This is a genomic window from Pseudomonas sp. NPDC099000, from assembly GCF_044759925.1.
Taxonomy (GTDB): Bacteria; Pseudomonadota; Gammaproteobacteria; order Pseudomonadales; family Pseudomonadaceae; genus Aquipseudomonas.
The window spans coordinates 328,894-354,096 of record NZ_JBIWAF010000004.1; the positions used below are offsets into that span (position 1 = coordinate 328,894).

The window sequence follows — 25,203 nt, forward strand, 5'->3', positions numbered from 1 at the left end:
GTTACCGATCAAGCTTCGGGGATGCTTTGCAGGTCGCGGATCATCTGCTCGATGACCTGTCCTGCGTGTTCGCCATAGCCATCGGCGTCCATGTCGATCCGCCCTGAAATATGCTCGTTATGCTCATCCAGAGTGATCTCGAAAGCGACCCGGCAGGTATCGTTCGGCAATAGCTGCAGGCTCATCCACTGGTTGTCACCCAGGTCGATGCGACTGCCTTCGCTGCGTGAGTTCCAGGCGTTGAACAACTGGGGAAACGGCAGTTCGAAGCCGGCGGTACGCGTAGACATGCCTTCGGGATACAACGCTGCCGGTTCGATGTGCTGCCGCGTCGCGGCATTGATCACCGCCCGCTGCACCCGCTTGACCACTGTTGCCAGCGGTTCGTCGGGTTCATGCCGGGTACTGACCGGGATGGTATTGGACAACGGCCCCACCGCAGTCTGAGCGGCAGCATCCGGGCGATTGGCGAAGGGCACTCCCGTCACCACGGTCGCGACCCCACTGACGGCACTGATTGCCCGTTGATAGATGGCCAGCAGCAGCGCAAACGGCGTCACGCGCAAGGTTTTGGCATAGTCCAACACCCGGCTGCGGGCAACGGGGGCGGTGAACTTCAGACTCTGCATGCGCCCCTTGCCGCTTGTGTTTTTGCTGCGCACTGCATCAAGTCCGTAGGGGCCTGTTCCCGGGTAGATCTCCAGCTGCTGCGCTGTGGTCACGGGCTGCTCCGGCAGGTGCAGCCCCTGGCAATAGTCGTTCCATTTCGTGCAGGAAACCGGGGGCAGGCCCCGGTAATACCGGGTGATGTCGTTGATCAACAGATCAATCGACGCGCCATCGCAGGTATAGATCCAGAAACCGATCCAGACATGCATGCCAGCCGCGTCGACCGCCGAGGCGATGCGCAGCCCGGGTTCGCCGGCGTGCCGGGCGCGATAGGCGAGGAAGTCCTGATCGCTGAGCGTGGCCTGCACCTGGCCCAATTGCTCACGCAACGCCTGACGCAATGCCTGCTCAGTGGGGGCTCGGCCGATCAGGTGTTCCTGTTCCAGCTCGAACCGGGCCGCGAGGATTGGATGTCGCGCCAGGGTCTGGGCCACGGCATCGAATACTTGTGCCTGGTCACACTCTGCGCTGAAGTCCAGACGCAGGGCGCCGCAATAGGCGCGCCCTGTCTGGTCAAGCATCGCCCCGGTCCATTTTTCCCGCAGTCCCGCGACGCTGGACAGCGTCGTGAGGGGGCCCTTGAAGGGCGGGATCAGGTAGTTCTGATGCATGACGGTTTCCTAAGGCTGGGGGCTCGACGGGGCTGGCTCGAGCGCCAGGGCATTGCGTCCGGCCCATATCAGCAAGGCGCCCCCGAGCATGGCCAGCGCCGACACGGCGAAGGCGGCCACGAAACCGTTCGCGGCGATGGTCGGCACGCCACTGTTGTCAGAGACCGCCAGCGCCACGGCTGCCAGCAGGGTGACCCCGAACACCTGGAACAGTTGCTGAAGGGTGGTGGTGATGCCCGACCCTGCACCGGCGTCGGCCTCGCTAAGGTCGCTGGTGGCCAACGACTGGGCGACCGGGGCGACACAGCCGAAGCCGATGGAGGTCACCAGCATCGCCGGAAGCATTCCCAGCCAGTAGCTGTGCAGGGGCACGCCGAAGGCAAACAAGGCGAAACCCATAGCCGAAATTGCCAGGCCGACCACGGCGGCGGCCTGCGGATTCCAGCGCTGCATGACGAACTGCGAAAGGAAGATCCCAGGGAAGAAACCCAGGCAGAAGGGCAGCCACGCCAGGCCCGTCTGCATCGGCGTCAGGCCGAGATAGTCTTGCAGCAACAGCACGCCCAGATAGAACAGGGCGCCGGAGGTCGCTGCGAGAATAGCGACGATGGCGTAACCAGCCATGCGCGGAGAGCGCGTCATCAGGCGTGCCGGAATAATGCCGTTTTCCGAACGCTTGCAACGACGCAGTACCACCGCGATGCCCAAAACGCCCAGCAGCAGAAGCGCCATGCGCTGGCCAGGAAGATGCTCAATGCCAGAACCCATCACGGCCATGACGGTCGCGGCGACGGCCACGACCAGGATCAGCGCGTTGCCCAGATCCAGAGAGGTGGAACTGCGGTGGCTGAACTTGGGAATCATGACGGCGGCAGCCACGATCAGGAGCATGACAATCGGTACGTTGATCCCGAAGACCCAGCGCCACGAGAGATAGTGCGTCAGTACACCGGAGAGCAATACGCCGATGATCGAGCCCAGGCCGCCCAGTGCTGCCCAGATGCCAAACGCCTTGCCGCGTTCGGGGCCGGAAGGAAACAGCAGTGACACCATTGCCAGTCCGGTGGCTGACGCCAGGGCTTCACCGAGCCCCTGACCGGCACGGCTGATGATCAGCACGGTGGCGTCTTGGGCGAAGGTTGCCAGTAAGGAAAATCCGCCAAAAATCACTACGCCGACCTGAAAGGTGCGGCGCACCCCGAAGGCATCGCCGATCCGTCCGCCCAGCAGCAACAGCGAACCTGCGGTAATGAGGTAGGCATTGACGACCCAGGTCAGGGATCCGTCCGTAAGTCCCAGGTCGTGTTTGATCCGTGGCAGGGCGACGTTCACCACGGTGGCATCCAGCAGCAGAATCAACTGGATGATCGAGATGACAGCGAGTGCCTGCCATCGTTTTTCGTGCAGCGTTGTGTTGGTTGGTGTGTGCATCATGTTTATCCAATCCTTAGATTTAAAGAGGTGTCGACCGGCTTCCGGTCGGCACCCAGGGCTTTCTTCTTGAGCGATCAGCCCATGGCGTGGACGTTGGCCAACGCCAATGAGTTACGGATCATTTTGATCCCGTGGGCGGTGCCGACGCTCTCGGGGTGAAACTGCACGCTTTCGATCGGCCGGGTACGGTGCCGCGCCGCCATGTTGACGCCATCGTCCGAGTACGCCGTGGCCACCAATGGGCTTGATGTTTGCGGCTCGGTGATGGCCAGCGAGTGGTAACGCACCACAGTGACGGCCGACGGTACATCCTGGAAAACGCCGCGGCCGTCATGATGCACCTGGGCGTATTTGCCATGCTGGGTGGTCGGTGCACGGCTGAGCTTCCAGCCGAAATGTTCGCCCAGTGCCTGATGCCCCAGGCAGACACCGAAAATGGCCTGCTGCTCATCCATCGCGCGAATGATCTGCGGGTAGCCATGATCTTCGGGAGTGCCCGGCCCTGGACCCAGAACCAACAACTGCGGTTGCCACTGTCGGTATTGGGCGATCGGATCATCGTTGACGCGAACGACCCGGGTTTCTGCACCCACGGCCGAGTAATACTGCTCGATGACATACACAAAGCTGTCGAAGGCGTCGATCAACATCACTTTCATGCGCAGGCTCCCATCGCTCGGGAAAACGACTTGATCTTCGCTCCCGCTTCATTCCATTCATCCTCGGCCTCGGAGTCAGCGACGACTCCCGCCGCCGACTGCAACACATAGCGTCCGGCGTTGCCGACAATGGTGCGGATCGTCAGTGCCAGCACCGCGCTGTTGGGCCCGGTGATATAGCCGACACAACCGGTGTACAGCCCGCGTGCGGTGCCTTCCAGCTCGGCGATGATTTCCATTGCGCGGACCTTGGGTGCGCCGGTCATGGTTCCCGCCGGGAAATTGGCCACGATCAGATCCCAGACATCGCATTGCTCGCGTACCCTGGTTTCCACAGTGGACACCAGGTGCAGCAAGGACCCGTAAGTGTCCTGCTGCATGAACGAACTCACCTGGACGCCCCCGGGAACCGCGCACCGGGCCAGGTCGTTGCGCGCCAGATCGACGAGCATCAAGTGCTCGGCGGCTTCCTTGGGAATCTTGTCCAGCGGACTGCCGCGCTGATCCTCCCGGCTCATGGTGCCGGCGATGGGCCGGACCTGGGCCACGCCGTCCTGCAGGCGGATCATCAGTTCAGGACTGGATGACACGACATGCAGGTCGGCAAGGTCGAGGTAGTACATGTAGGGCGCCGGATTGACCGTTGCCAGACGCTCGTAAAGATCGACCGGAGCAATCGTCGCGCTGGACACGGCACGCCGGCACAACTGCACCTGATAGATGTCACCGGCGCGGATGTACTCCTTGGCCCTTAAAACGGCGGCACAGAAGTCCTCGCGATCAGTGACGTCCTCGATCACCGCGACTTCAGTGCCGAGTCTTGCAACAGGTGCCGTCACCGGCGGATTGCGCAGCACGGCGAGCAGGGCATCCAGTTGCGCTGCCGCGTTGTCGCCGGCATTGAGTACGTCGATCCGCGCCGGACCTTCGGGAGCTTCGTAGCGGACGACATGCCGATAGACCCGCACCACCACCTCCGGGACATCTGGCTCGATGGCAATCTCCGGCAGGTTTTCGACAAACCGCGCGGCGCTGTAGCCCAGCGCCAGCACCAGCGGAAAGCCCTCCGGCAGGGCCAGCGTCTGAGTGACGCGTCGCAGGCGTTCGCACAGGCTCGCCTGCGAATTGTTCAGCAACTGCTCGCACGCGGCCAGGGCCCACTGGAACGGCGCACCGGTCGACAAGTGCCAGGTGTCGTTGACCAGTTTCAACTCCAACAACAGGTCGATCATGAAGGTGGTCTGGTTGCCGTCGACCGGCAGAAAACCCGCACCGGTCTCGAACAATGCCGGGCACGGATACAGCCCCAGCAGGCCTCGCCGCACCTGGGCGAGCGGCGCCGCATCGCTGATTTCGTGGTGCTCCACGCTCCACAGGGGGATGGGTTGTAATGAGCTCACAGGGCGGGCTCCCGTTGATCGCGGATACGTGCGTGCTTCCAGGAAATGTAGGCACCGGTCTCGGTCCTCGGGTCCAGGTTCTGTGCCAGTTGCAATTGGACCGAGGTGCCGAAATGGCCGGCCATCTGCTCCTGTACCTCGGCCAGCGAACGCTCACCGATCCCTGCCACCATCGACACCTCGACATGGTCGCTGCCGTCGCTGGCGGAACAGATCCTGACCTCGTAGCCGGAGACCCACTCGGCCGCCGTCAGCACCGCCGACTCGATCAGAGCCGGGAGTACCTGGCGACCGGCCAGGGTCATCACATCACTCACCCGGCCAAAGACCCGCAGGCAACGCGAACGATTGCCGCATCCGCATTCTTCGGCAGAATGCAGGCGCGCCAGGTCGCCGGTGCGGTAGCGGATCAGCGGTTTGGCGCCGGGTACGAGCATCGTCAGGCACAGCTCGCCGATATCGCCGTCCATCCCGGGCACCGGAAGAATCTCCGCCAGATAGTTGGTCTCGGAAAAGTGCAGGTTGCCGTTCGGGCAACCGGTGGCCACCGCGTGGGCTTCCTGAGAGCCATACAGGCCATGGGTGCAATGCGCATCCCAGACCCGGGCAATATTGCTCAGCATCTGCGGCGTGCACAGTTCGCCCAACACCATGATCTGCCCGACTGCTGTCGCGCGCGGATCGATCCCCTGACTCACATAGAGGCGGGCCAGGGCCAGCGCGACGGCGGGTGAGCAGATCAGCGAGCGGACACCGAGGTCGTTGATCAACTGGGCGGCTTTGACCAGGCCGACCCGAGGGCTTTCCGGCCATAGCCGTACGTAAGGAATGCCCAGATTGCGGCAGACCTCGCCATAGGTATCGCCGAACGCGTAGAGCTCCGACGGCCCCATGATCGCGGTGAGGGCATGAGTGGTGCCGAAGGTCGACTGATACAGGTCGGCAACAGCCTTCTGCACATAGGCGCCGCTGGTTTCGACATCGATCGCCGCGCGCGGGCAGGGGGTTGGCAGCCCGGTGGTCCCGGTGGTCTCGTAGTACACCGCGATCTGGTCGAACGGCAGGCTGCAGACCGAGCGGCCCACGGCGCGCAGGTCGTCCTTAGTGGTGAACGGTACGCCGTCCAGCGCCGGCAAGGCGCTCGGACTGCCCGCTTGCGAGCGCAGGTGATCGGCATAGAACGCCGAGCGTTGCGCGACATAGCGCAAGACTTCCCCGGCCCGTTGCTGCCCGTTGGCCTGCAGCGTCTGCGGCGTCGTGCGTCCATCCAGGTAGGCGTCCACATCATCCAGCCATTGCTGGTGCAGGTTGTCTCTGATCATGACTGGGTCTCCGCGTTCAGGCACTTGGCGAACTCACCGATGGTCTCGGTGAGCATGAGGTCCTCCAGCTCAATGGGCTGTGACAACCTGGAGCCAAGTTCGACCTTGATCTTCATTGCCGACAGCGAGTCGCCGCCCATGTCGAAGAAGTTGTCGTCGGGCAGTACTGGCTGTCCGAGATGCTGGCTGATCACACCAATCACGATGCGCAGGGTGGATTGCGAAGCCTTGCCATTGGGTTCTTTCATGTCATTCCTCATGGTTTCTCGCAGGGCCAGCACATCCACCTTGCCGTTCTTCGACAGGGGCAAGCGGGGCAACGACTGGACAGTTTTCGGCACCATGTACGCGGGCAGCCGTTGGCTCAAGGTCAACGTGATTGCAGGCGCCAGTCCGGGCTCGCCGACATACACCAGGGCAATCTGTTTGGGATGCCCGTCGGGCCCCGGCAGTGCTATCGCACAGGCCCGCGAGACGCCGGCGCAGGACTCGGCGACGCCCTCGATTTCTCCCAGCTCGATGCGCAGACCATTGAGCTTGATCTGGTTGTCGATACGTCCGAGGATCTCGATTTCGCCGTTAGGCAGGTAACGCCCAAGGTCGCCGGTGCGGTACATGCGCCGCCCGCTGCGCGGGTGCTGGACAAAGGCCTTGCCGGTCAGTTCCGGCTGGCCGATGTAGCCACAGGCCAGGGAAACATCGCTCTCCACCAGCATTTCCCCGGGCACCCAATCCGGGCAATCGGTCCAGTCGTCGGCCACGATGTGGTAGGCAGAGTTACGCATGGGCGCGCCGTAGATCACCGAACGCACTCGCTGGCCTTCTTGTTCGTCGATCTCGTGCAGCACCGACCAGTTGGTGGTCTCGGTGGGACCTCCGCAGGAATACAATCGCGCGTTCGGATACAGCGCCCTGGCGCGTGGCAACAGTGGCAGTGGAATCCAGTCGCCCGCCATGACGATGTTGGCCAGCGAATCCACCGCGCAGAAACTCCGTGCAGTTTCCGCAACACTGCACAGCAGGTCCATGATCGCCGGAACGCAGGCCCAGAAGGTCACGCCGTGACGCCGCTGGAGTCGTAGCCAGGCATCGGGGTCCGGGCCCGCCGCCTGAGCTGCCACCACCACCGAGCCGCCGTGCAGCAGGGGGCCGAAGATATCGAAGACCGACATGTCGAAATGCAGGGCGGCAGTGGCCAGATGGCGAGTGGAGGCATCCAGGCCAAAGCGCTCGACGACGTCATAAACGTGGTTGACTACTGCGGCCTCCGGGATCTCGACACCCTTGGGATTACCGGTAGAGCCGGAGGTGAAGATCACATACGGCGAGTAGTCCGCAGCCAGAGGTGCGAGAGTCAGCTCCGTGTGCTCGGCAGTCCAGTAATGCAGGTCCTCATCGGTCAGTACCAGCCGCTGGATCTGCTCCGGCAACGGGGTATCGATACCGGCGATAACCGTGTGCACTCCGGCCTGCGACAGCACTGAACGAATACGCTCGGACGGCAGATCGATATCCACCGGCACATAACCGACCCCGGCCAGCAGGCAGCCATAGACAGCCGCGTAGTGGCCGCTGCCCTTGGGCAGGACGATGCCGACAAAACGTTCATCAGGGTTACGGGTGTGTTGGATCATCTTGCTGATCCGTGCTGCGGCCCGGCCGATTTCACCCCAGCTGTAGCTGCGCCGGGTATCGATCACTGCGGTTTCCCTGGCGCGCTCGGCAATCCGTGCCAGTAGCAGGTCACGCAAGTGAACCTGCGGCACGGGGGCCTGAGTCGCGTTTACGGCGCGGCGTACGTCAATCTGCGCGGCGGGGCGCAGGTCAAGCCAGGTGCGTTGCCAGATCTCGCTGTCGTCGGCCAGTTGCTGCAGCAATGTGCTGAATGCGCCGAACATCGACTCCACGACTTCGGGACGAATGACCCCGGTGAGGTAATCCCATTTGAAGTACAACGTGCCTTCGGATTCGCGCAGTTGCACATCGAGGGTGACTTGCGGTGTCTGCGAGACGCCGTAAACCTCTGGCCCAAGCAGCGCCGCATCATGGCGTCCTGGGTGCCCGAGCAGGCTGGTGAGGACGATCGGCATCAGTGGCGCGCCGCCACTGCGCCGGACCCGGGCCAGCTCGCGCAGCACCTCGACACCGTTGAACAGGCGATGATCCAGTGCCTGCCATATGGCGCCCTGCAGTTGCTGGCCACGAACCTCGAGGGTGTCGGCGGCCGCGGTTTCATAGGGCACCAGCAAGGTGTTGGTGAAGTCACCGACAACCTGGTCGATATCGGCAGTGACGGGCATCCGGTCGGAGACCGGGAAGTTCAGGGTGAAGCGGTCTTCTTCGCCCCAGCAGCGCAACACTTCGCACAAGGCCAGCGCGACCACGCCGGACGGAGAGATGTTGCGCGCCTGCGCCCGGGCCTGCAGTCGCTCCCAGGCATCGACGGCGAGGGTGCCTTCGTGTCGCTCGAAGTGCGACGTGCCGCTGAACTCTCCAGGCTCCAGTTGAGGCAGGCGCGGGGCTGCCGGCAGGTGATTGATCTTCTCCAGCCAGTATTCGCGGTCGGCCTGGTACTGGGCGCTCTTGAGCACTTTTTGCCGATAGGCGACGTAGTCATGGAAGCTGGTCTGCAGCACCGGCAGTTGTGGATCATCTTCCAGATACAGATCGATCAGGTCGGGAATGATCACCTGGAAAATCGACCAGGCGTCGGCGATCAACATGTCGATGCACAGATGCACCCGGCTGGCGCTGGCACTGATGCGACTGATGCGGAACTGGAACAGCGGCCATTGCGTGGTGCCGATTTCTTCGTTGGCCATGCGGTCGCGAACCGCATCGATCTCGCGCTCGATCTGCGCGCCGTCCAGAGCACTGAGATCGACATATTTCACCGCTTGCGTGCCGTCGACGTCGCCGATGCTCTGGCGGCCGCTGGCATCGATGGTCATGCGCAGCATTGGATGGCGTTGCACTAGCAATCCCACGGCACGGGTGAAACGCTCGCTATCGAGGGCTTGCACTTCCCACTCGAAATACCCCTGGCAGCCGACGCCGCCGTAGTCGTAGAACGAACCACGACCGATCCACAGCGCCTGCTGGCTTTCGTTTAGCTCGAACGGCAGCCATTGCTGCTCTGCCGGTAAGTGCTCGAACGTCGGCAACTGAGTGTTGTGCGAGGCATTGGCCAGGCGCACCAGATTCGCCAGAACCGGCTCCTCGAGGAACGCCCCCATTTGCACATGAATGCCATGCTTGCAGGCCATTTCGCCGACCATGCGCAAGGCGCGCAGGGAATCGCCACCGGCGTCGAAGAAGCTCGCCTCCAGCATGGCTTCGTCACAGAGCGTCCAGGCCAGCCAGCAGTAACGTACCGCGTGGTCTGCCGGGCTCTGCGGGACAAAAACGGTCTGGTTCGCATCGCGCTCGATCGGGCTGACCTGCAACGCGCTGTAGTCCACCTTGCCATTGCGCCCGAGGGGCAGGGCGCCGGTCACGATCTGGCCGGGTTGGGCGGCCGGGTGCAAGCGCGCGGCCAAGTGCTGGCGAACCCGGGCGACCACTTCTTTGGCACCGGGAGCCAGCTCCAGGAACAATGCCAGCGTCGCGCCGAGGTCATTGCTCAAGCAATTGGCCGCGGCCTTCACCACGCCCGGAACTTGCAGCGCGGTGATCTCCAGTTCAGTCAGGTCGACCCGATGGCCGCGGATCTTGACCACGGAGTCGGTACGGCCAAAGATTTCCACGGTGCCATCGGCCGCCATGCGCGCCCGGTCGCCGGTGCTGTATTGCAAGGCCGACGTGGCGTCCAGAGTGTTGCCACGAAAGGCTTTCCTGGTGTCCTCGGGATTGACATAGCCCACCGACAGCGTTTCGCCGGTGATGATCAACTCACCGACACAACGGGCCGGTAGTTGTTGGCCATTGCGGTCGACCACGTACATCCGGGCGCCAGGAATCGCGCGGCCTACCGAGGGCAGCAAGGTGCGGCGCGGGGCGCTCAGGTCTTCGATGGAGACTACGGCGGCTTCTGCGGAGCCGTAGACATTGATCACCCGGTAGCCGAGGTCGCTCGGCGGCCATTGCTTGCAGCGTTCACCGGCGATCAGCATGGTGCGCAGACCGGTTCGGGTGCTCGTGGCCCACAATGCTTCGGCAATGGAAGTCATGGCCAGTGTGTGGTTCATGTCGCCTTCAAGCAGCCAGCGTGCCAGCAGGTTGACGTCCTGCAGCACCTGGGGCGCAGGGATGCATACCGTGCCGCCGGCACACAGAACCGGCAGCGGGTCGACTTCGACCATCCCGTAGCCGGGCGACGACAGCCATGAGCCGCGGCTATGCTCGCCAAGTCCGGCCTGCTCGATGACAGCGTCGAGGGTCGCGGCCATCCCCCGATAGGACAGGCAAACGGCTTTGGGCCGTCCGGTACTGCCGGAAGTCCCGGCGATAAAACAGGCTTCATTGGTGCTGTCGACCCACTTGCCGTGCTCCCAATCGACGAGGGTAGGACGGACCTGCACCTTATCGATATCCAGCAGCGGAAAGGTCAGCAGCTCGCGTGCGCGTTCGGTGGTGCTGCCGGCGGTCAACACCGCATGCGGACTGCACTCTTCGATGAAGGCACGGATGCGTTCATCAGGATGCGCCGGGTCGATCAGCACGCAGGTACCGCCCATGCGTTGCACGGCGATGATCGCGGCCAGATGCTGCCAGCCGCGTTCCAGGAACAACGCCAGGCGCGGGCTCGAACGGCGGGAGGTGACGCGCTCGCGTATGTGCTGGACCAATGCCTCGGAGGCGTTCCAGAGTTCGGCGTAAGTCAGGGTGCGATCGCTGTTGTCATCGACGATTGCCGCAGCCGAGGGTTTGCTCTGCACATGCCGGTAAATGCGCTCCACGAGAAACTGGCGCTCGACGGCTTCGGCCGGGGCCGGGCAGCCCGGTTGGAGCGCGGGCGCCGGCAGGGCCTTGGAATCAAGCACACGGGCGCAGGCGAAGGCCACCAACTCCAGTAATTCCAGGCTTACCGCCGGGGTCATGTAATCGCTGCGTACCGACAGTTGGCAGCGGCCCTCGTGCACCAACAGCCAGACCGGTGTTTGCGCCGCTGGCAGGTGCTTGCCATCGCTGATCTCGATATCGGCCCGCAATTGCGGCTCGCCATGGGACGCTTCGGCACTGTTGCGCAATTGCGAGATGTAGTCGCGAGCGTCTTCTGCAAGGTTCAATGTCATGCAATCGACGCTGAGCAGTGACGGCTTGGCGTCATCATGGATTGCCAACGTCAGCCGGCCTTCCGGACTGAGCAGGTAGCCCAGAACCGCGGCGACCGTGACCAGGTCATTCATGGTGGCCGTCAGGCCAGCGGGCAAGACGATCTCTTGCTGTTCTCGGGTGTTGTCCGCTGATTGCCCGGCCTGTGGCTGCGCAAACGCGTCCCACAGGCTGCGCTCACTCCCTGACAGCTGTGGCGCTTGGGGTACTGATGTCATGTCGTCCCTCATCTTTTTCATGCTTCCCTGTTTTCACGCTGTGAGTTCGTTTTCGATCTGGTGAATAGCCCCGATCTGCTCCGCCAGAACCGTGGCAGCCTCAAGCACGGCTGCACGTTCCTGGTCAGTCAGTGTCGAGGCATCGACTGCGATGACGCGTTTGCTGCCCTTGGCCGCCGTGTGCCAGGTTGCGGCAGCCCGGCCACCGATGAGCACTACCGGCCGGCCGTTACCGGCCGGGTCGTAGCCGCCGATGCGTTCCAGTTCAAGGCAGTCGCGCTGCCTGGAACCGGGCGCATAGCCCATGACCAACGGGTCCCAGGCCGGCAGAAAGCGGATCTGCTTGCTCGCGGGTTTCTGCTCGCGTTGCAGGAACTGCTCAAGACGCGCTTTCCCGGCCTCGCTATGCCACATCTGATCGGCGACCTGGCAGGCTGCGCAGGCTTGAAGCAGCGTGCGCGCGGTGTCCTTTGAAACCGCGAGCCACCAGGCGAGGTCATCGACCGTGACCGGTCCGTAGTGCTCGACGTAGCGCCCAGCGATGTCACGCAGCAACGAGTCGCGGTCCAGTGGCACACCGTCACCCGGCAACAGGCCTTCGGGTGCAGCCGAATACAGCCAGCGATTCGACCAATGATTGGCCGCCGGTATGCGAACCAACGCGCCGTCATAGGTCGCAACTGACGTCAACGCCCGCGCCTGGGGCGCCGGCAGTTCGAGGGCACTGGCGATGTCTTGCAGACGCACGGCGGCGCCTGTGCTCAAAGTGATCAGCGCCGGCAGCAGGCGTCGGTAATCGTCCAGGCCAAGCCCGACGTCCCGTAGCCGCCACTCGTGGTTGGCCAACGGCAGGCGAGTGGCCGCAAAGACGTTGCCTGCCAGCTCGCCGGGCAGCAGGAACTTGGAGCGCCGCATACCCGGGATACGCAACAACTCGCTGTCGTTTTCTTTCGCCAGTACGCTCTTGCGATCGAGGTTTTGATTGCGTGCCATGACTGCCAGCCAACTGGTGGGCCGCGCCGAATAAACGCCGACATAGGCCTGTGCTATCTGTGCCACCGTTGCTTGTGCCAGGCGCTCGAAGTGTTCCGACACCATCCATTCCCGCAGGAGAGTGTCGGTGAGGCCATTGCAGGCAGTTCTAATGCTCATATGATTCTCGATTGGCTCTGGGGCTGCGCTGTTCAGTCGCCGACGACATCGAAGTTGCAACTGCGAGTGGCCTCGACCTGGTACATGTCGGACTTGGTCGGGACGAAGAACTTGCCGTCGTTACCCTCACGATGGCGTTCCCCAGGCACCGAGACCGGCAGCGCCGGCTGCCCGGTGAGTTGTTCGTAGTCGCGGATCAGACGCGTCATGGACACCATGCGATCGAGCATCCGACGCAGCATCTCCATGCCTTCCTTGTCACCCAGCACTTCGCCTTTCTTGTCGCCCACGAGCATCGCCGGGAAGCCGTAGCCGACCATGATCATGCGGTTGAGCAAGGCGCACTGGAGCATCTGGTTGTAGACCTCGACATGGCCCATGCGCCGACCAGTGACCATGACCCCGGCCACTTTGTTGGTGAGGGTGCGGTCGTGGCGCAGGAACCCGGTGCCGACCCGTTCCAGGAACGCCGACATCAGAGGGGTTGCGCCAAAGCCATGCACGGCACAGGCGAAGATCACGCCATCGCTGGCTTCCATGAGGCGCACGGCGCGCGCGGCGTCATCTTTCTGGGCGCAGGGTTCGTTGCGAAAATTGCAATCACCGCAGGCCCCGCAAGGGTCGATTTTGGCGTTGGCCAATGAGAAAACTTCGAGAATGACATCCTGTTTTTCCAGGTACTCGGCCGCCCACTCCAGCGCCCTGGCATTGTTGCCATCCACCCGTTCCGAGCCATTGATGGCGACATACTTGATCTTGTCCGTCATGGTGCTTCTCTCTCCTTAGAGTTTTACCTGTTCCCGGGCACGACAATCGGCGGACCGTCGTGCCATGCCTCCAGCGCTGCCGGAGACTGTTTTAGCGTGCGAGGTAATCGGCGATCGGATACTTCGCGCAAAGCGCCTCGGCCTCTGCGCAGAATTGCTGGCGCAGGAGCGGATCGAGGGTGAACTCGCTGTCACCGAGCGGCGTCACCTCGTCCAGGATCCGGCAGAGCAGGTCGACGATCTCCCGGCAACCCTGTGGGTCGACATGACGCTGGGCGAGGGCGCCGGTACCGATGCGCAGGCCACTGGTGACGAAGGACGAGCGGGTTTCGCCGGGCACACGGTTCTTGTTGACGACGATTCCACAGTGCTCCAGCGCGGTCTCGGCGATAGCGCCGGTCATCGCTGCACGCAGGCGGATCAGAATGGTGTGGTTCTCGCTGCGACCGCCCACCACTTCATAGTCCCGGGCCTGGAATTCGCTGGCCATTACGTCCGCCGCAGTGCGGATGCGCTGCATCTCGGCATCGAACTCAGGGGTCATGGCGTAACCCAGTGCCGCGGCCTTGGCAGCCATCATGTTGACGGCCGGTGCGCCTTGCATCCGCGGGAACACCGCCAGTTCGAGCACGCGGCTGAACGTCGCTTCACGGCCAGGGACTTTTTCGTGGGCGTCACGGCCCGAGAGAATCAGGCCACCACGCGGGCCGGCGAGCTGCTTGTGGGTACAGGTGGTGGTGACGTGCGCAGCGTCGATCGGGCTCGGATGCCGCCCGGTTGCCACCAGACCGGCAATGTGCGAGATGTCGGCCATCAGGATGGCGCCGGCTTCGTCGGCGATCCGGCGGAAGCGCTCGAAATCCACGACTCTGGAGTAGGCCGTGGCACCGCAGATGATAAGTCGCGGCCGATGTTCCAAAGCCAGCCTGCGGACTTCGTCGTAGTCGATCAGGCCTTCCTTGGTGGTGCCATAGCCGATGGCGTTGTAGTAAGTGCCCGAGAACGTCACGGGGCTGCCATGGGTCAGGTGGCCGCCGTTATCCAGAGCCATGCCCAGCAGCGTGTCGCCAGGCTCGAGCAAAGCCGCGAGTACCGAATAGTTGGCGCTGGAAGCCGAGTGCGACTGCACACCGGCGTACTGCGCAGAGAACAGCTCGCGGGCACGCTGGATCGCCAGAGACTCGACCAGGTCGACGTTCTCGCATCCGGCGTGATAGCGGCGTCCGGGCACACCTTCGGCGGTCACGTTGACCAGCACGGAGGACGACGCGGCCAGGGTGCGCGGCTTGACCGCGCAGCAAGAGGCCACCAGAGAGAGCGTGCGTTGCTGGCGAGCGACCTCGGCGTCGAGGATCCGCGCCAGTTCGGCATCATGTTCCTGCAGATCGGCCAGGCCACGCTTGAGCAGATCAGCCTGGGTCAGAAGTGGTTGATGATTGACTGTCATGACTTGCTATCCCTTCCTTTGGTGTTGTGTGCTGCAAAAGACAGCACGGTTTCCTCGACCTCGTGCGCATGGGTACGCACGAAGTAGTGCCCGCCACCGGCGAGGGTGGCGGCTTGGGTGACGTTGATGAACTTGCCCCATTGCGCCAATACGACTTCAGGCTCGGCGGTGGCCGGATCCTCGTCGCCCAGCAGCACCAGTGCCGATACGCCATTGGCCGGGTACTGCGTCAGGTAGCGATAGGCTTCGCAGGCGATCAGGTGGTCTCTTCGACCGCGAGCCAGCATGCTCTCGACCTGACTGTCGAGCAGTCCGGTGAAGGCCCCCAGCGATCGCAAGTAGTCGGTCCAGATCTGGTCCGAGGTGGTTTCAGCCGCACGAATCGCGACGTCTGCATCCAGCACCGGGCGCGAGGCGGCCACCACCAGAGCGAGGTGGTTGTGGTGGGCGGCCATGCTTGAGGCAATGCACGCGGCGGTCGCCGCGCCTGCGCAGTGGCCATAGATCACCAGATGGGCAGCGCCGATTTCTTCGATGTCGCTGGCAAGGCTGTCGAGCAGACTTTGAAAATCCGCGGCGTTCTCCACCTCGGTATCACCGAAGTCCACGCCGAACACCTGCACATCCGGATTACCTTGAAACAGATTGCGGTAGGCCGTGGCGTCTCCGCCGCCGAAAGGCACCGCAATCACCGCGGTCGAACCCGCGGCTGCTTGCACGTCGCCAAAACAGACCAGACGTGCGGCTTGTCGGGCGGCGGCGCAGACAATGCGTTGAGCAAGACCCGCTGCCGTCGGGTGCTCGAAAAGAGTCACTATGGGCAAATTGCAAGACAGCCGCGACATCACGCGAATCGCGTCAAAGGAGTCGCCGCCGAGGTTGAAGAAGTTGTCCTCGTGGCCGACACTCGGCAGGTTGAGCACCTCGGCAAAAGTGGCGCAGACGCGAGCCACTTCATCAGCCAGAGCGTGTTCATCAAGCTGGATGTTTTCAGTCATTCCATTCACTCCTATCCATAAATACATCAGCGAGTTCATTGAGCAGATTGGTGGCTGCGCTGGCGTTGCAAAACGGTCCCTCGAGTTCCAGGAGCAGTTGCGAAGCGCCGGTACGCCGTATGTCGATGCCGACCGGAAAAGCGGCACTCATCACGTGTGAAGCCGGGATGCCGCGTCGACCGGCACCATTGATGAACAGCTCGGACGCGCGGCAGCAGGCCAGCGCCTGGCGCGCAGCCGGAGAGCGACGGGCGCATGCTTCAAGGCTGATTTGCCCGGGAAGCACAAGCGCTCCAGGGGTCGCCACGGAGCGTGGAACAAGACCCGTCATCATGCCGATGGCATCCTGCTGGTGAGCCTCGCGCCAGTTGTGTGACGAACACAGGGTGTCGCCCTCGGCGATGACACCGGCCCGCTGCAGGCAGCCCAGGAGTTTCGCCACGGGCGGCTTGTCGGCATTGATCGAGGCGATGTCCAGGGTGCGTTGCAGGCTGATGCGCTGCCGTTGGATGTCGAAGGCCAAGCGCCCGGTTTGCAGCAAACGCACGGGGGTCATGGCGTGCGCCGCAGCGGTCAGCTGCGCGCCATCAACTTCCGCGAGCTGTGCTTGTGCCTGGATGTATTCGCCATGGCGTTCGCGCCCTCGACGCATGCACATCAGGGCCGAGTCGATGTCTTCTGTTTGTAGCTGTCGTGCCAGCACCTCAAGGCTATGTTCGTCGGCCAACCCGTGATGGATCGAGACCAGGCAGTGCACTCCAGTGCGGTTGGTCAGGCTGCCGGCGGCAAATAGCGCAGTGCCGGATCTGACAGCCAGCTGAACCTTGCGCAAGGCCTCTGGAGCGCCGTCTCCCCCCAGATCGAGCACTTCAAGATACTGGCCAAGCGCTTCGCCCCATCCAGCGATCACCAACTGACGCAAAAGTCCAAAATCCGGATGGATCGCAGTTTTGACCGGTATGACGATGGAAACTTCCTGAGCGACCCCAGCGTAGATGCCTTGGGCGACCATGGCCTTGGCCTCGACACTCAGCCTGGCATCGGCAAGTGCTTGCGTCATGCTCATCTGCTCGGTCGAATCTTTGGTCGAGCGTTCAACTGTTATTTTTGGCATGTCAGATCCTCGACGCACAGGCAGCGGCCGGCGGCGATCTCGATCCATTGGGGAGCACATTCCCGGGCACTCGCATCTCTCCCGTTCAGCGGGAAAGACATAGAACGCGCACAGGTTTTTGTACGACAGACTCAGTCAGTCATGTCGTAAAAATGTGTCGGTGATTTACTGGCTATGAGCGGGCCAATCAATTTCTAAGGCGCACGCTAAGGAGAGAGCCTGACGTCATCTCGGGCACGGCTCTGAGGGTATGGGAATTATTGCTTACAGCAGTTCGCTCATGGGATGAGGTGCTGAAAGCCGGGGACACAAGCGAGTGCGGCAGGCATCGAGCCACAGTCATGTCGGCAGAGAAAAACATTTAGCCATTCCTTAGCTTTGGTCGAAAAGTGTCGCCTCTTGGCGATCTCAACAATGCATTCTTTGACACGGCTCCAAACTCGTCCTTATGGAGCCAAGGAAACCCCTACGCGTCATGGGGGGTAACCTTAGTCGGAAATGTCGTAACCGCAAGTAGGACTTTTCCGATTATTAAAAATAATTGTCGGACGATCTGAAACTGCGGTTCAGCAGTGGAGAACAAACAGGGGTTGTTGCCAGCGCAGTATTGGAGGAGTGGTTCCACGGTGAAGTGCGCTACGGCCCGGTAACAGGCCGCAGCGCCGAGGTTAGGGGAGAGATAGAGGGAAGGGTTCAGCCGTGAATATGTTCAGCCGCATGCATGGCCAGGTAGGCATCCAGCTTCTTGTCGTTCAAACCCAAGGTGTCGAGAATTTGCGCCATGAAACTGACCGGCGCGCTGCCGGGAGCCGTGACCACACCCTGGTCGGCAACGGCGTACGGTACGTCCTGGTAATAATCTGCTCCGCGGTAATGCACCTGCTTCAGGTTGTCAAAGGAATTGGAGGTGTGCTGCACGTGATCCAGCACTCCAGCCTTGGCCAGTACGCGGGTACCGTCACAGATTCCCGCCACGACGATGTTCCTGTCGTGGGCCTCACGGACCAGCGCCTCGATGGCGGGTGCCTTGTCTGTTTTCCAGATCGGGCCTCCCGTCACAATCAGCAAGTCGACATCGTCCAGCCGAATGGCCTCGATGGCCAGGTTGGGGATGATGGTCATGCCTCCGGATGATGTCACTTGCTTGCCACCGGGAGCGGCAAAACAAGTCTCGAAGCCATAGTAGGCGCGGCCCGTGGAGTTGATCAGCGCGGGCTCCCAGTCAGAAAAATTCTCGGTGAGAATAGTAACGGCACGTACCATTTGAGTGTCCTTCTCAAGTTTCCATGATAATCAGCAGCAACCTGCCCAGCAGGGTTGTCTTGGTGGGCATGGCCGTCGAGTGTAGACGCCAGCGGGGCTGATGAATGATGTGGCTGAGTATTGGCAGTGTGTGTTTCAACTGACAATGACAGTGATCAACGCGGCGGCATATTCAGGCGTGAAACGTTGAGAGGGTGTTTCGTTACGCTGCGCAGCCCGCCGTTCTTACCTGGGAGACTTAAAGCCAGACGCCCAGGTTAAAACAGGCTCCATTCGGGAAAACTGGCTTCGCAACCACGTATAGAGTTGCGAAACGGCAGGAGAAATCTGCTTGCGGTGCGGACAGACCATGCTTAACGGCGAAGCGTTGCCCGGATGATCCGCCAGCAACACGACCAGTCGCCCGGCGCTCACGTCAGCGCTGACGTCCAGCCTGTTGGCGCCGGCGCCGAGTTGACCCAGTTGCCGAGATATCACTGACCCGGGCAGACTCCTCGATAACCACTACTTTTACTGGATTTGTGTTGACTTGAGGGTGGGTTAATCGCACGTCAGCACGTGGGTCAATTCAGCGTTGGCGTTAACAGCGAGAGGCCAACCGGTATCGCAGGAGCCGGGAGGACAGGCCTCACCGACTCTTGCGACAGTTTTAATTCTCTAAAATCATGTGTTCAGTCAGCTGTGGATAACTTATTCCACCGTCACCGACTTCGCCAGGTTCCGCGGCTGGTCAACGTCTGTGCCTTTCAACACCGCCACATAGTAAGACAGCAACTGCAGCGGGATGGTGTAGAGGATCGGCGACAGGATGTCGTGGATGTGCGGCATGTGGACAACGTGGGTGCCTTCGCCGTTGGTCATGCCAGCCTTTTCGTCAGCGAAGACGATCAGCTCGCCGCCACGGGCGCGGACTTCCTGGAGGTTGGACTTCAACTTCTCCAGCAGCTCATTGTTCGGCGCCACGGTCACCACCGGCATGTCGTTATCCACAAGCGCCAACGGGCCGTGCTTCAGTTCGCCAGCCGGGTAGGCCTCAGCGTGGATGTAGGAGATTTCCTTGAGCTTCAAGGCCCCTTCCATCGCAACCGGGAACTGCGCGCCACGACCGAGGAACAGGGTGTGGTTCTTATCGGCGAACAGCTCGGCGATTTTCTCCACGGTGCTGTCCATGGCCAGGGCTTCGCCCAGACGGGTTGGCAGACGACGCAGTTCTTCAACCAGGGTGGCTTCGACACCTTTGGCCAAGGTGCCGCGAACCTGACCCAGGGACAGGGTCAGCAACAGCAGGCCGACCAATTGGGTGGTGAAGGCTTTGGTCGAGGCCACGCCGATTTCGCGACCGGCCTGGGTCAGCAGGGTCAGGTCGGATTCACGCACCAGCGAGCTGATGCCGACGTTGCAGATCGCCAGGCTGGCGAGGAAGCCCAGTTCCTTGGCGTTGCGCAGGGCGGCCAGGGTGTCGGCGGTTTCGCCGGACTGGGAGATGGTCACGAACAAGGTGTTCGGCTGCACCACGACTTTGCGATAACGGAATTCGCTGGCAACTTCGACCTGGCACGGGATACCGGCCAATTCTTCCAGCCAGTAACGGGCAACCATGCCGGCGTGGTAGCTAGTACCGCAGGCGACGATCTGTACGTTGCGTACTTTGGCGAACAGCTCGGCAGCCTGTGGTCCGAAAGCCTGAACCAGGACACCGTTCGGGCTCAGACGACCTTCGAGGGTGCGTTGAACCACGGCCGGTTGCTCGTGGATTTCCTTGAGCATGAAGTGGCGGAACTCACCCTTGTCGGCCGCTTCGGCGCCGTCGCGATACTGCACGGTTTCGCGCTCGACGGATTGGCCGTTCACGTCCCAGATCTGCACACTGTCGCGGCGAATTTCGGCGATATCGCCTTCTTCCAGATACATGAAGCGGTCAGTAACCTGGCGCAGGGCCAACTGGTCGGAAGCGAGGAAGTTTTCACCCAGGCCCAGACCGATCACCAACGGGCTGCCGCTGCGCGCTGCCACCAGGCGATCCGGTTGATCGGCGCTGATAACGGCCAGACCATAAGCACCGTGCAACTCTTTAACAGTGGCTTTGAGGGCCACGGTCAGATCGCGCAGGTCCTTGAGTTTGTGGTTCAGCAGGTGAGCGATGACTTCGGTGTCGGTGTCCGACGTGAACACGTAACCCAGTGCTTTCAGCTGTTCGCGCAGGGCTTCGTGGTTCTCGATGATGCCGTTGTGCACCACGGCCAGGTCGCCGGAGAAATGCGGGTGCGCGTTGCGCTCGCACGGGGCACCGTGAGTGGCCCAGCGGGTGTGGGCGATGCCGAGGCGACCGATCAGAGGTTCGGCTTCAAGGGCCAGCTCCAGCTCACTGACCTTGCCCGGACGACGCATGCGCTCGAGCTTTTCGTCGTTGGTGAAGACCGCCACACCGGCGCTGTCATAGCCACGGTATTCCAGGCGCTTCAGCCCTTCGAGCAGGATGGCGGTGATGTTACGTTCTGCGACTGCGCCGACAATTCCACACATGCTATTTCTCCTGACTGACAGCCGCGCAAATCAAATTGATGCCGCGGGCCTGAATCTGATCGCGTGCTGCATTTGGCAGGCGTTCATCGGTAATAAGGGTATGGACGCTGCTCCAGGGCAGCTCCAGGTTGGGAATCTTGCGGCCGATCTTGTCGGCCTCCACCATCACGATCACTTCACGGGCGACATCAGCCATGACCCGGCTCAGACCCAGCAATTCGTTGAAGGTAGTGGTACCGCGAACCAGGTCGATGCCATCGGCACCGATGAACAACTGGTCGAAGTCGTAAGAGCGTAGTACTTGCTCGGCGACCTGGCCTTGAAAGGACTCGGAATGCGGGTCCCAGGTGCCACCGGTCATCAACAGCACCGGTTCGTGTTCGAGTTCGCTCAACGCATTGGCAACGTGCAAAGAGTTGGTCATCACCACCAGCCCCGGCTGTTGGCCGAGTTCCGGAATCATGGCGGCGGTGGTGCTGCCGCTGTCGATGATGATCCGTGCATGCTCGCGAATCCGCGTAACAGCGGCGCGGGCAATGGCCTGCTTGTATTTGGAGACCGGTTGGCCGATGTCGGCGACCAGCTCCTGAGGCATGGTAATCGCCCCGCCATAGCGGCGTAGCAGCAGGCCATTACTTTCAAGCGCAGCCAAATCCTTACGAACCGTAACTTCCGAAGTTTCGAAGCGCTTGGCCAGCTCATCCACACTGACTTCGCCCTGCTCATTGAGCAAGGCGAGGATGTTGTGGCGGCGTTGGGGTGTATTGCGTTTCGACATGATTTGGTAAGTTTCGATTCGAAAGATAACGGAAGCAATCAAAACCTATCGGCGAAACTTCGTCAAGCGTAGGCAAGAAAAATATCTGGGGGTAAAAGCATCGCGGGCAAGTCGGAGCGGCGGTGCGGCGATCCGACTTGCCCGCGATTACGATCAAACAGGCTGTGAATAACTCAAGCCTGAAGACGCATTGTGGATAACTCAGCTCTTTTTAAGCTTCACCGGCCGTTTCCAGCCATCAATGTTCTTCTGACGCGCCCGACCCACCGCCAACTGAGCGTTATCCACATTCTGGGTAATGGTCGAACCGGCCGCCGTGGTTGCACCGGAAGAGATATCCACAGGTGCCACCAACGAGTTGTTGGAACCAATGAACACATCCTCACCCAACACGGTTTTCCACTTGTTGGCACCGTCGTAGTTGCAGGTGATCGTGCCCGCGCCAATGTTGGTGCGCGCGCCGATCTCAGCGTCACCCAAGTACGTCAGGTGACCGGCCTTGGCGCCTTCACCCAGATGAGCGTTCTTCAGCTCGACAAAGTTACCCACATGCGCGCGAGCCTCAAGCACCGTGCCCGGACGCAGGCGTGCGAATGGACCGGCATCGCTGCCTTCGCCCAGAATCGCGCCTTCGATATGGCTGTTGGCCTTGATCACCACGCCTTTGCACAAGGTGCTGTCCTTGATCACACAATTCGGGCCGATCACCACGTCATCTTCAATGACGACCTTGCCTTCGAGGATCACGTTGATATCGATCAGCACGTCGCGGCCGACGGTGACTTCACCGCGAACATCGAAACGCGCCGGGTCACGCAGGGTCACGCCTTGAGCCATCAAGCGGCGACCGGCGCGCAATTGATAGTGACGCTCGAGTTCGGCGAGCTGCTTGCGATCGTTGGCGCCCTGCACTTCCATGGCGTCATGGGGTTGCTCGGTGGCCACCACCAGACCATCGCTGACCGCCATCGCGATCACGTCCGTCAGGTAGTACTCGCCCTGGGCATTGTTGTTGGAGAGACGGCTCATCCAGCCGCCGAGTTGCGCGAAAGGCAGCGCCAGAATGCCGGTGTTGCCTTCAGTGATTGCGCGCTCGGATTCATTGGCGTCTTTCTGCTCGACGATGGCCGTGACCTTGCCGGCGGCATCGCGGACGATGCGGCCGTAACCGGTCGGGTCATCCAGTTCGACGGTGAGCAAGCCCAATTGCTGCGGGGCGACTTTCTTGAGCAGACGTTGCAGGGTTTCGACTTCAATCAGCGGAACGTCACCGTACAGGATCAATACGGTGTCGGACTCGATGAACGGCACGGCCTGAGCCACCGCATGGCCGGTACCCAACTGTTGGTCCTGCAGGACGAAATTCAGATCGTCCGCCGCCAGACGCTCGCGCACCGCTTCGGCGCCATGGCCGATCACCACGTGGATGCGCTGTGGATCAAGTTGCCGGGCGCTGTGGATAACATGGCCAAGCATCGAGTTGCCAGCAATCGGATGAAGGACTTTCGGCAACGCCGAACGCATGCGAGTGCCTTGGCCGGCAGCGAGGATAACGATTTCAAGAGACATGACTGGCTACCAATCCTGGGTGGTCAGCGGCTGCGACCAGGTTATGAAAATCGGAAAAGAAAAAAGGGTAGCCGAGGCTACCCTTTTTAATCAATCGCGCAACAAACAATGGCCTATTAGTGGCCAAACTTCTTGCGGATCTGCTGGACGGTGCGCAGCTGAGCTGCAGCCTCGGCCAGACGTGCGGCAGCAGAACCGTAATCGAATTCTGCACCACGGTCATGCAAGGCCTTCTCGGCAGCCTTAACGGCTTCCTGAGCGGAGGCTTCGTCCAGGTCGGCAGCACGTTGCACAGTGTCGGCAAGTACCTTGACCATGTTCGGCTGAACCTCGAGGAAACCACCGGAGATGTAATACACCTCCTCTTCCCCGCCCTGCTTGATCAGGCGGATCGGGCCCGGCTTGAGATTAGTGATCAGCGGCGCGTGACCCAAGGCGATACCAAGATCACCCAGTGCACCGTGCGCAACCACCATCTCGACCAGGCCGGAGAAGATTTCCCCTTCCGCGCTGACGATATCGCAATGGACTGTCATAGCCATCTGATTGCCTCAACCTAAATTAGCGCCCGTTACCGGGCGCCGGGATTACAGTTTCTTGGCTTTCTCGATCGCTTCTTCGATGAATCCGACCATGTATAAAGCTTGTTCTGGCAGGTGGTCGTATTCACCGTTGAGGATGCCTTTGAAGCCAGCAATGGTGTATTTCAGTGAAACGTATTTACACGAAGCACCGGTGAAGACTTCAGCCACGAAGAACGGCTGCGACAAGAAACGCTGGATCTTACGAGCACGGTTTACCAACTGCTTGTCGGCTTCCGACAGCTCGTCCATACCCAGGATCGCAATGATGTCCTTCAGTTCTTTGTAACGTTGCAGAACATACTGTACGCCGCGAGCGGTGTCGTAGTGGTCCTGGCCGATTACGTTCGGGTCCAGCTGGCGCGAAGTCGAGTCGAGTGGATCGACCGCCGGGTAGATACCCAGGGAAGCGATGTCACGGGACAGAACGACGGTGGCGTCCAAGTGGGCGAAAGTGGTCGCTGGCGACGGGTCAGTCAAGTCATCCGCAGGTACGTATACCGCTTGGATCGAGGTGATCGAACCGTTTTTGGTCGAAGTGATACGCTCTTGCAGAGTACCCATCTCTTCGGCCAGGGTCGGCTGGTAACCTACTGCGGAAGGCATACGGCCCAGCAGTGCGGATACTTCAGTACCGGCCAGGGTGTAACGATAGATGTTGTCGACGAACAGCAGAACGTCGTTACCTTCGTCACGGAACTTCTCGGCCATGGTCAGGCCGGTCAGTGCTACGCGCAGACGGTTACCCGGCGGCTCGTTCATCTGACCGTAAACCAGTGCCACTTTGTCCAGAACGTTGGAATCCTTCATCTCGTGGTAGAAGTCGTTACCCTCACGAGTACGCTCACCCACACCGGCGAACACGGAATAACCGCTGTGCTCGATGGCGATGTTACGGATCAGTTCCATCATGTTTACGGTTTTGCCTACACCGGCACCACCGAACAGACCGACTTTACCACCCTTGGCGAACGGGCAAACCAGGTCGATAACCTTGATGCCGGTTTCCAGCAGGTCGTTGCCGCCCGCTTGTTCAGCGAAGGTTGGCGCAGGACGGTGAATGCCCCAGCGCTCTTCGGTGTCGATCGGACCCGCTTCGTCAATCGGGTTGCCCAGTACGTCCATGATCCGGCCCAGTGTCGCTTTACCGACCGGTACGGAAATGGCTGCGCCGGAGTCGGTGACTTCCAGACCGCGCTTCAAGCCTTCGGTGGAACCCATCGCAATGGTACGAACCACGCCGTCGCCCAGCTGTTGCTGAACTTCGAGGGTGGTTTCAGCCGCGCTCACTACTTTCAGCGCGTTGTAGATGCTCGGTACGCTGTCGCGTGGAAATTCCACGTCGATAACGGCGCCGATGATTTGAACGATACGTCCGCTACTCATAGCTGGATCCTCTGAATATTTGAACCGTTAAACCGCGG

Annotated in this window: 17 protein-coding genes and 1 pseudogene; all 18 read right to left on the reverse strand. The window is 61.4% G+C overall.

The features are described from left to right. Positions 1-8: 8 nt before the first annotated feature. Positions 9-1,280 carry a condensation domain-containing protein gene (locus tag ACIQV9_RS08330; protein WP_403100002.1) on the reverse strand — a complete coding sequence of 424 codons (1,272 nt, stop codon included), beginning with the start codon at positions 1,278-1,280 and terminating at the stop codon, positions 9-11. A 9-nt stretch (positions 1,281-1,289) separates the two neighbouring features. Continuing rightward, positions 1,290-2,714: an MFS transporter gene (locus tag ACIQV9_RS08335; RefSeq protein ID WP_403100004.1), complete on the reverse strand. Its 1,425-nt coding sequence runs from the start codon at positions 2,712-2,714 to the stop codon at positions 1,290-1,292. A 74-nt stretch (positions 2,715-2,788) separates the two neighbouring features. Then, complete coding sequence (locus ACIQV9_RS08340) at positions 2,789-3,373, reverse strand: aminodeoxychorismate/anthranilate synthase component II (RefSeq protein ID WP_134660331.1); 585 nt, start codon at positions 3,371-3,373, stop codon at positions 2,789-2,791. Continuing rightward, on the reverse strand, positions 3,370-4,773 hold the full coding sequence (locus ACIQV9_RS08345) for an anthranilate synthase component I family protein (RefSeq protein WP_403100005.1): 1,404 nt from the start codon (positions 4,771-4,773) through the stop codon (positions 3,370-3,372). The genes ACIQV9_RS08340 and ACIQV9_RS08345 overlap by 4 nt, the downstream gene beginning before the upstream one ends. Further along, positions 4,770-6,095, reverse strand: coding sequence for a phenylacetate--CoA ligase family protein (locus tag ACIQV9_RS08350; RefSeq protein WP_403100006.1), 1,326 nt, complete (start codon positions 6,093-6,095; stop codon positions 4,770-4,772). Before ACIQV9_RS08350 ends, ACIQV9_RS08345 begins: the two co-directional genes overlap by 4 nt. Beyond that, entirely contained in the window at positions 6,092-11,587 is a 5,496-nt protein-coding gene (locus tag ACIQV9_RS08355) for an amino acid adenylation domain-containing protein (protein ID WP_403100007.1), read from the reverse strand. Before ACIQV9_RS08355 ends, ACIQV9_RS08350 begins: the two co-directional genes overlap by 4 nt. A 33-nt stretch (positions 11,588-11,620) precedes the next feature. Then, positions 11,621-12,739, reverse strand: a complete 1,119-nt coding sequence (locus tag ACIQV9_RS08360; RefSeq protein ID WP_403100008.1) for a DNA glycosylase AlkZ-like family protein — start codon at positions 12,737-12,739, stop codon at positions 11,621-11,623. A gap of 32 nt (positions 12,740-12,771) precedes the next feature. Then, positions 12,772-13,506 (reverse strand): flavodoxin family protein, encoded by a 735-nt coding sequence (locus tag ACIQV9_RS08365; protein ID WP_104995203.1) that lies wholly within the window; start codon positions 13,504-13,506, stop codon positions 12,772-12,774. A 91-nt stretch (positions 13,507-13,597) separates the two neighbouring features. Beyond that, entirely contained in the window at positions 13,598-14,953 is a 1,356-nt protein-coding gene (gene glyA, locus ACIQV9_RS08370; protein ID WP_403100010.1) for a serine hydroxymethyltransferase, read from the reverse strand. Continuing rightward, the gene (locus tag ACIQV9_RS08375) at positions 14,950-15,951 is read right to left on the reverse strand and encodes a phosphopantetheine-binding protein (protein WP_403100011.1); all 1,002 of its coding nucleotides are present in this window, start codon (positions 15,949-15,951) and stop codon (positions 14,950-14,952) included. Before ACIQV9_RS08375 ends, glyA begins: the two co-directional genes overlap by 4 nt. Then, positions 15,944-17,065 carry a hypothetical protein gene (locus ACIQV9_RS08380; protein WP_403100012.1) on the reverse strand — a complete coding sequence of 374 codons (1,122 nt, stop codon included), beginning with the start codon at positions 17,063-17,065 and terminating at the stop codon, positions 15,944-15,946. Before ACIQV9_RS08380 ends, ACIQV9_RS08375 begins: the two co-directional genes overlap by 8 nt. 693 nt (positions 17,066-17,758) lie before the next feature. Next, positions 17,759-18,328: a type 1 glutamine amidotransferase family protein gene (locus tag ACIQV9_RS08385; RefSeq protein ID WP_403100013.1), complete on the reverse strand. Its 570-nt coding sequence runs from the start codon at positions 18,326-18,328 to the stop codon at positions 17,759-17,761. A 225-nt stretch (positions 18,329-18,553) separates the two neighbouring features. Continuing rightward, positions 18,554-18,760 (reverse strand): annotated as a pseudogene (locus tag ACIQV9_RS08390) (hypothetical protein); the annotation flags it as partial. A gap of 258 nt (positions 18,761-19,018) precedes the next feature. Next, positions 19,019-20,851, reverse strand: coding sequence for a glutamine--fructose-6-phosphate transaminase (isomerizing) (gene glmS / locus ACIQV9_RS08395; protein ID WP_403100015.1), 1,833 nt, complete (start codon positions 20,849-20,851; stop codon positions 19,019-19,021). A 1-nt stretch (position 20,852) separates the two neighbouring features. Further along, positions 20,853-21,632 (reverse strand): DeoR/GlpR family DNA-binding transcription regulator, encoded by a 780-nt coding sequence (locus tag ACIQV9_RS08400; RefSeq protein ID WP_403100027.1) that lies wholly within the window; start codon positions 21,630-21,632, stop codon positions 20,853-20,855. A 198-nt stretch (positions 21,633-21,830) separates the two neighbouring features. Then, the gene (gene glmU, locus ACIQV9_RS08405) at positions 21,831-23,198 is read right to left on the reverse strand and encodes a bifunctional UDP-N-acetylglucosamine diphosphorylase/glucosamine-1-phosphate N-acetyltransferase GlmU (protein ID WP_403100016.1); all 1,368 of its coding nucleotides are present in this window, start codon (positions 23,196-23,198) and stop codon (positions 21,831-21,833) included. Positions 23,199-23,314: 116 nt separating this feature from the next. After that, positions 23,315-23,740: a F0F1 ATP synthase subunit epsilon gene (locus ACIQV9_RS08410; protein WP_008155716.1), complete on the reverse strand. Its 426-nt coding sequence runs from the start codon at positions 23,738-23,740 to the stop codon at positions 23,315-23,317. Between the two features lie 45 nt (positions 23,741-23,785). Further along, a complete protein-coding gene (gene atpD, locus ACIQV9_RS08415) occupies positions 23,786-25,165 on the reverse strand; it encodes a F0F1 ATP synthase subunit beta (RefSeq protein ID WP_403100017.1) in 1,380 nt (459 codons plus the stop codon). Between the last annotated feature and the right edge of the window lie 38 nt (positions 25,166-25,203).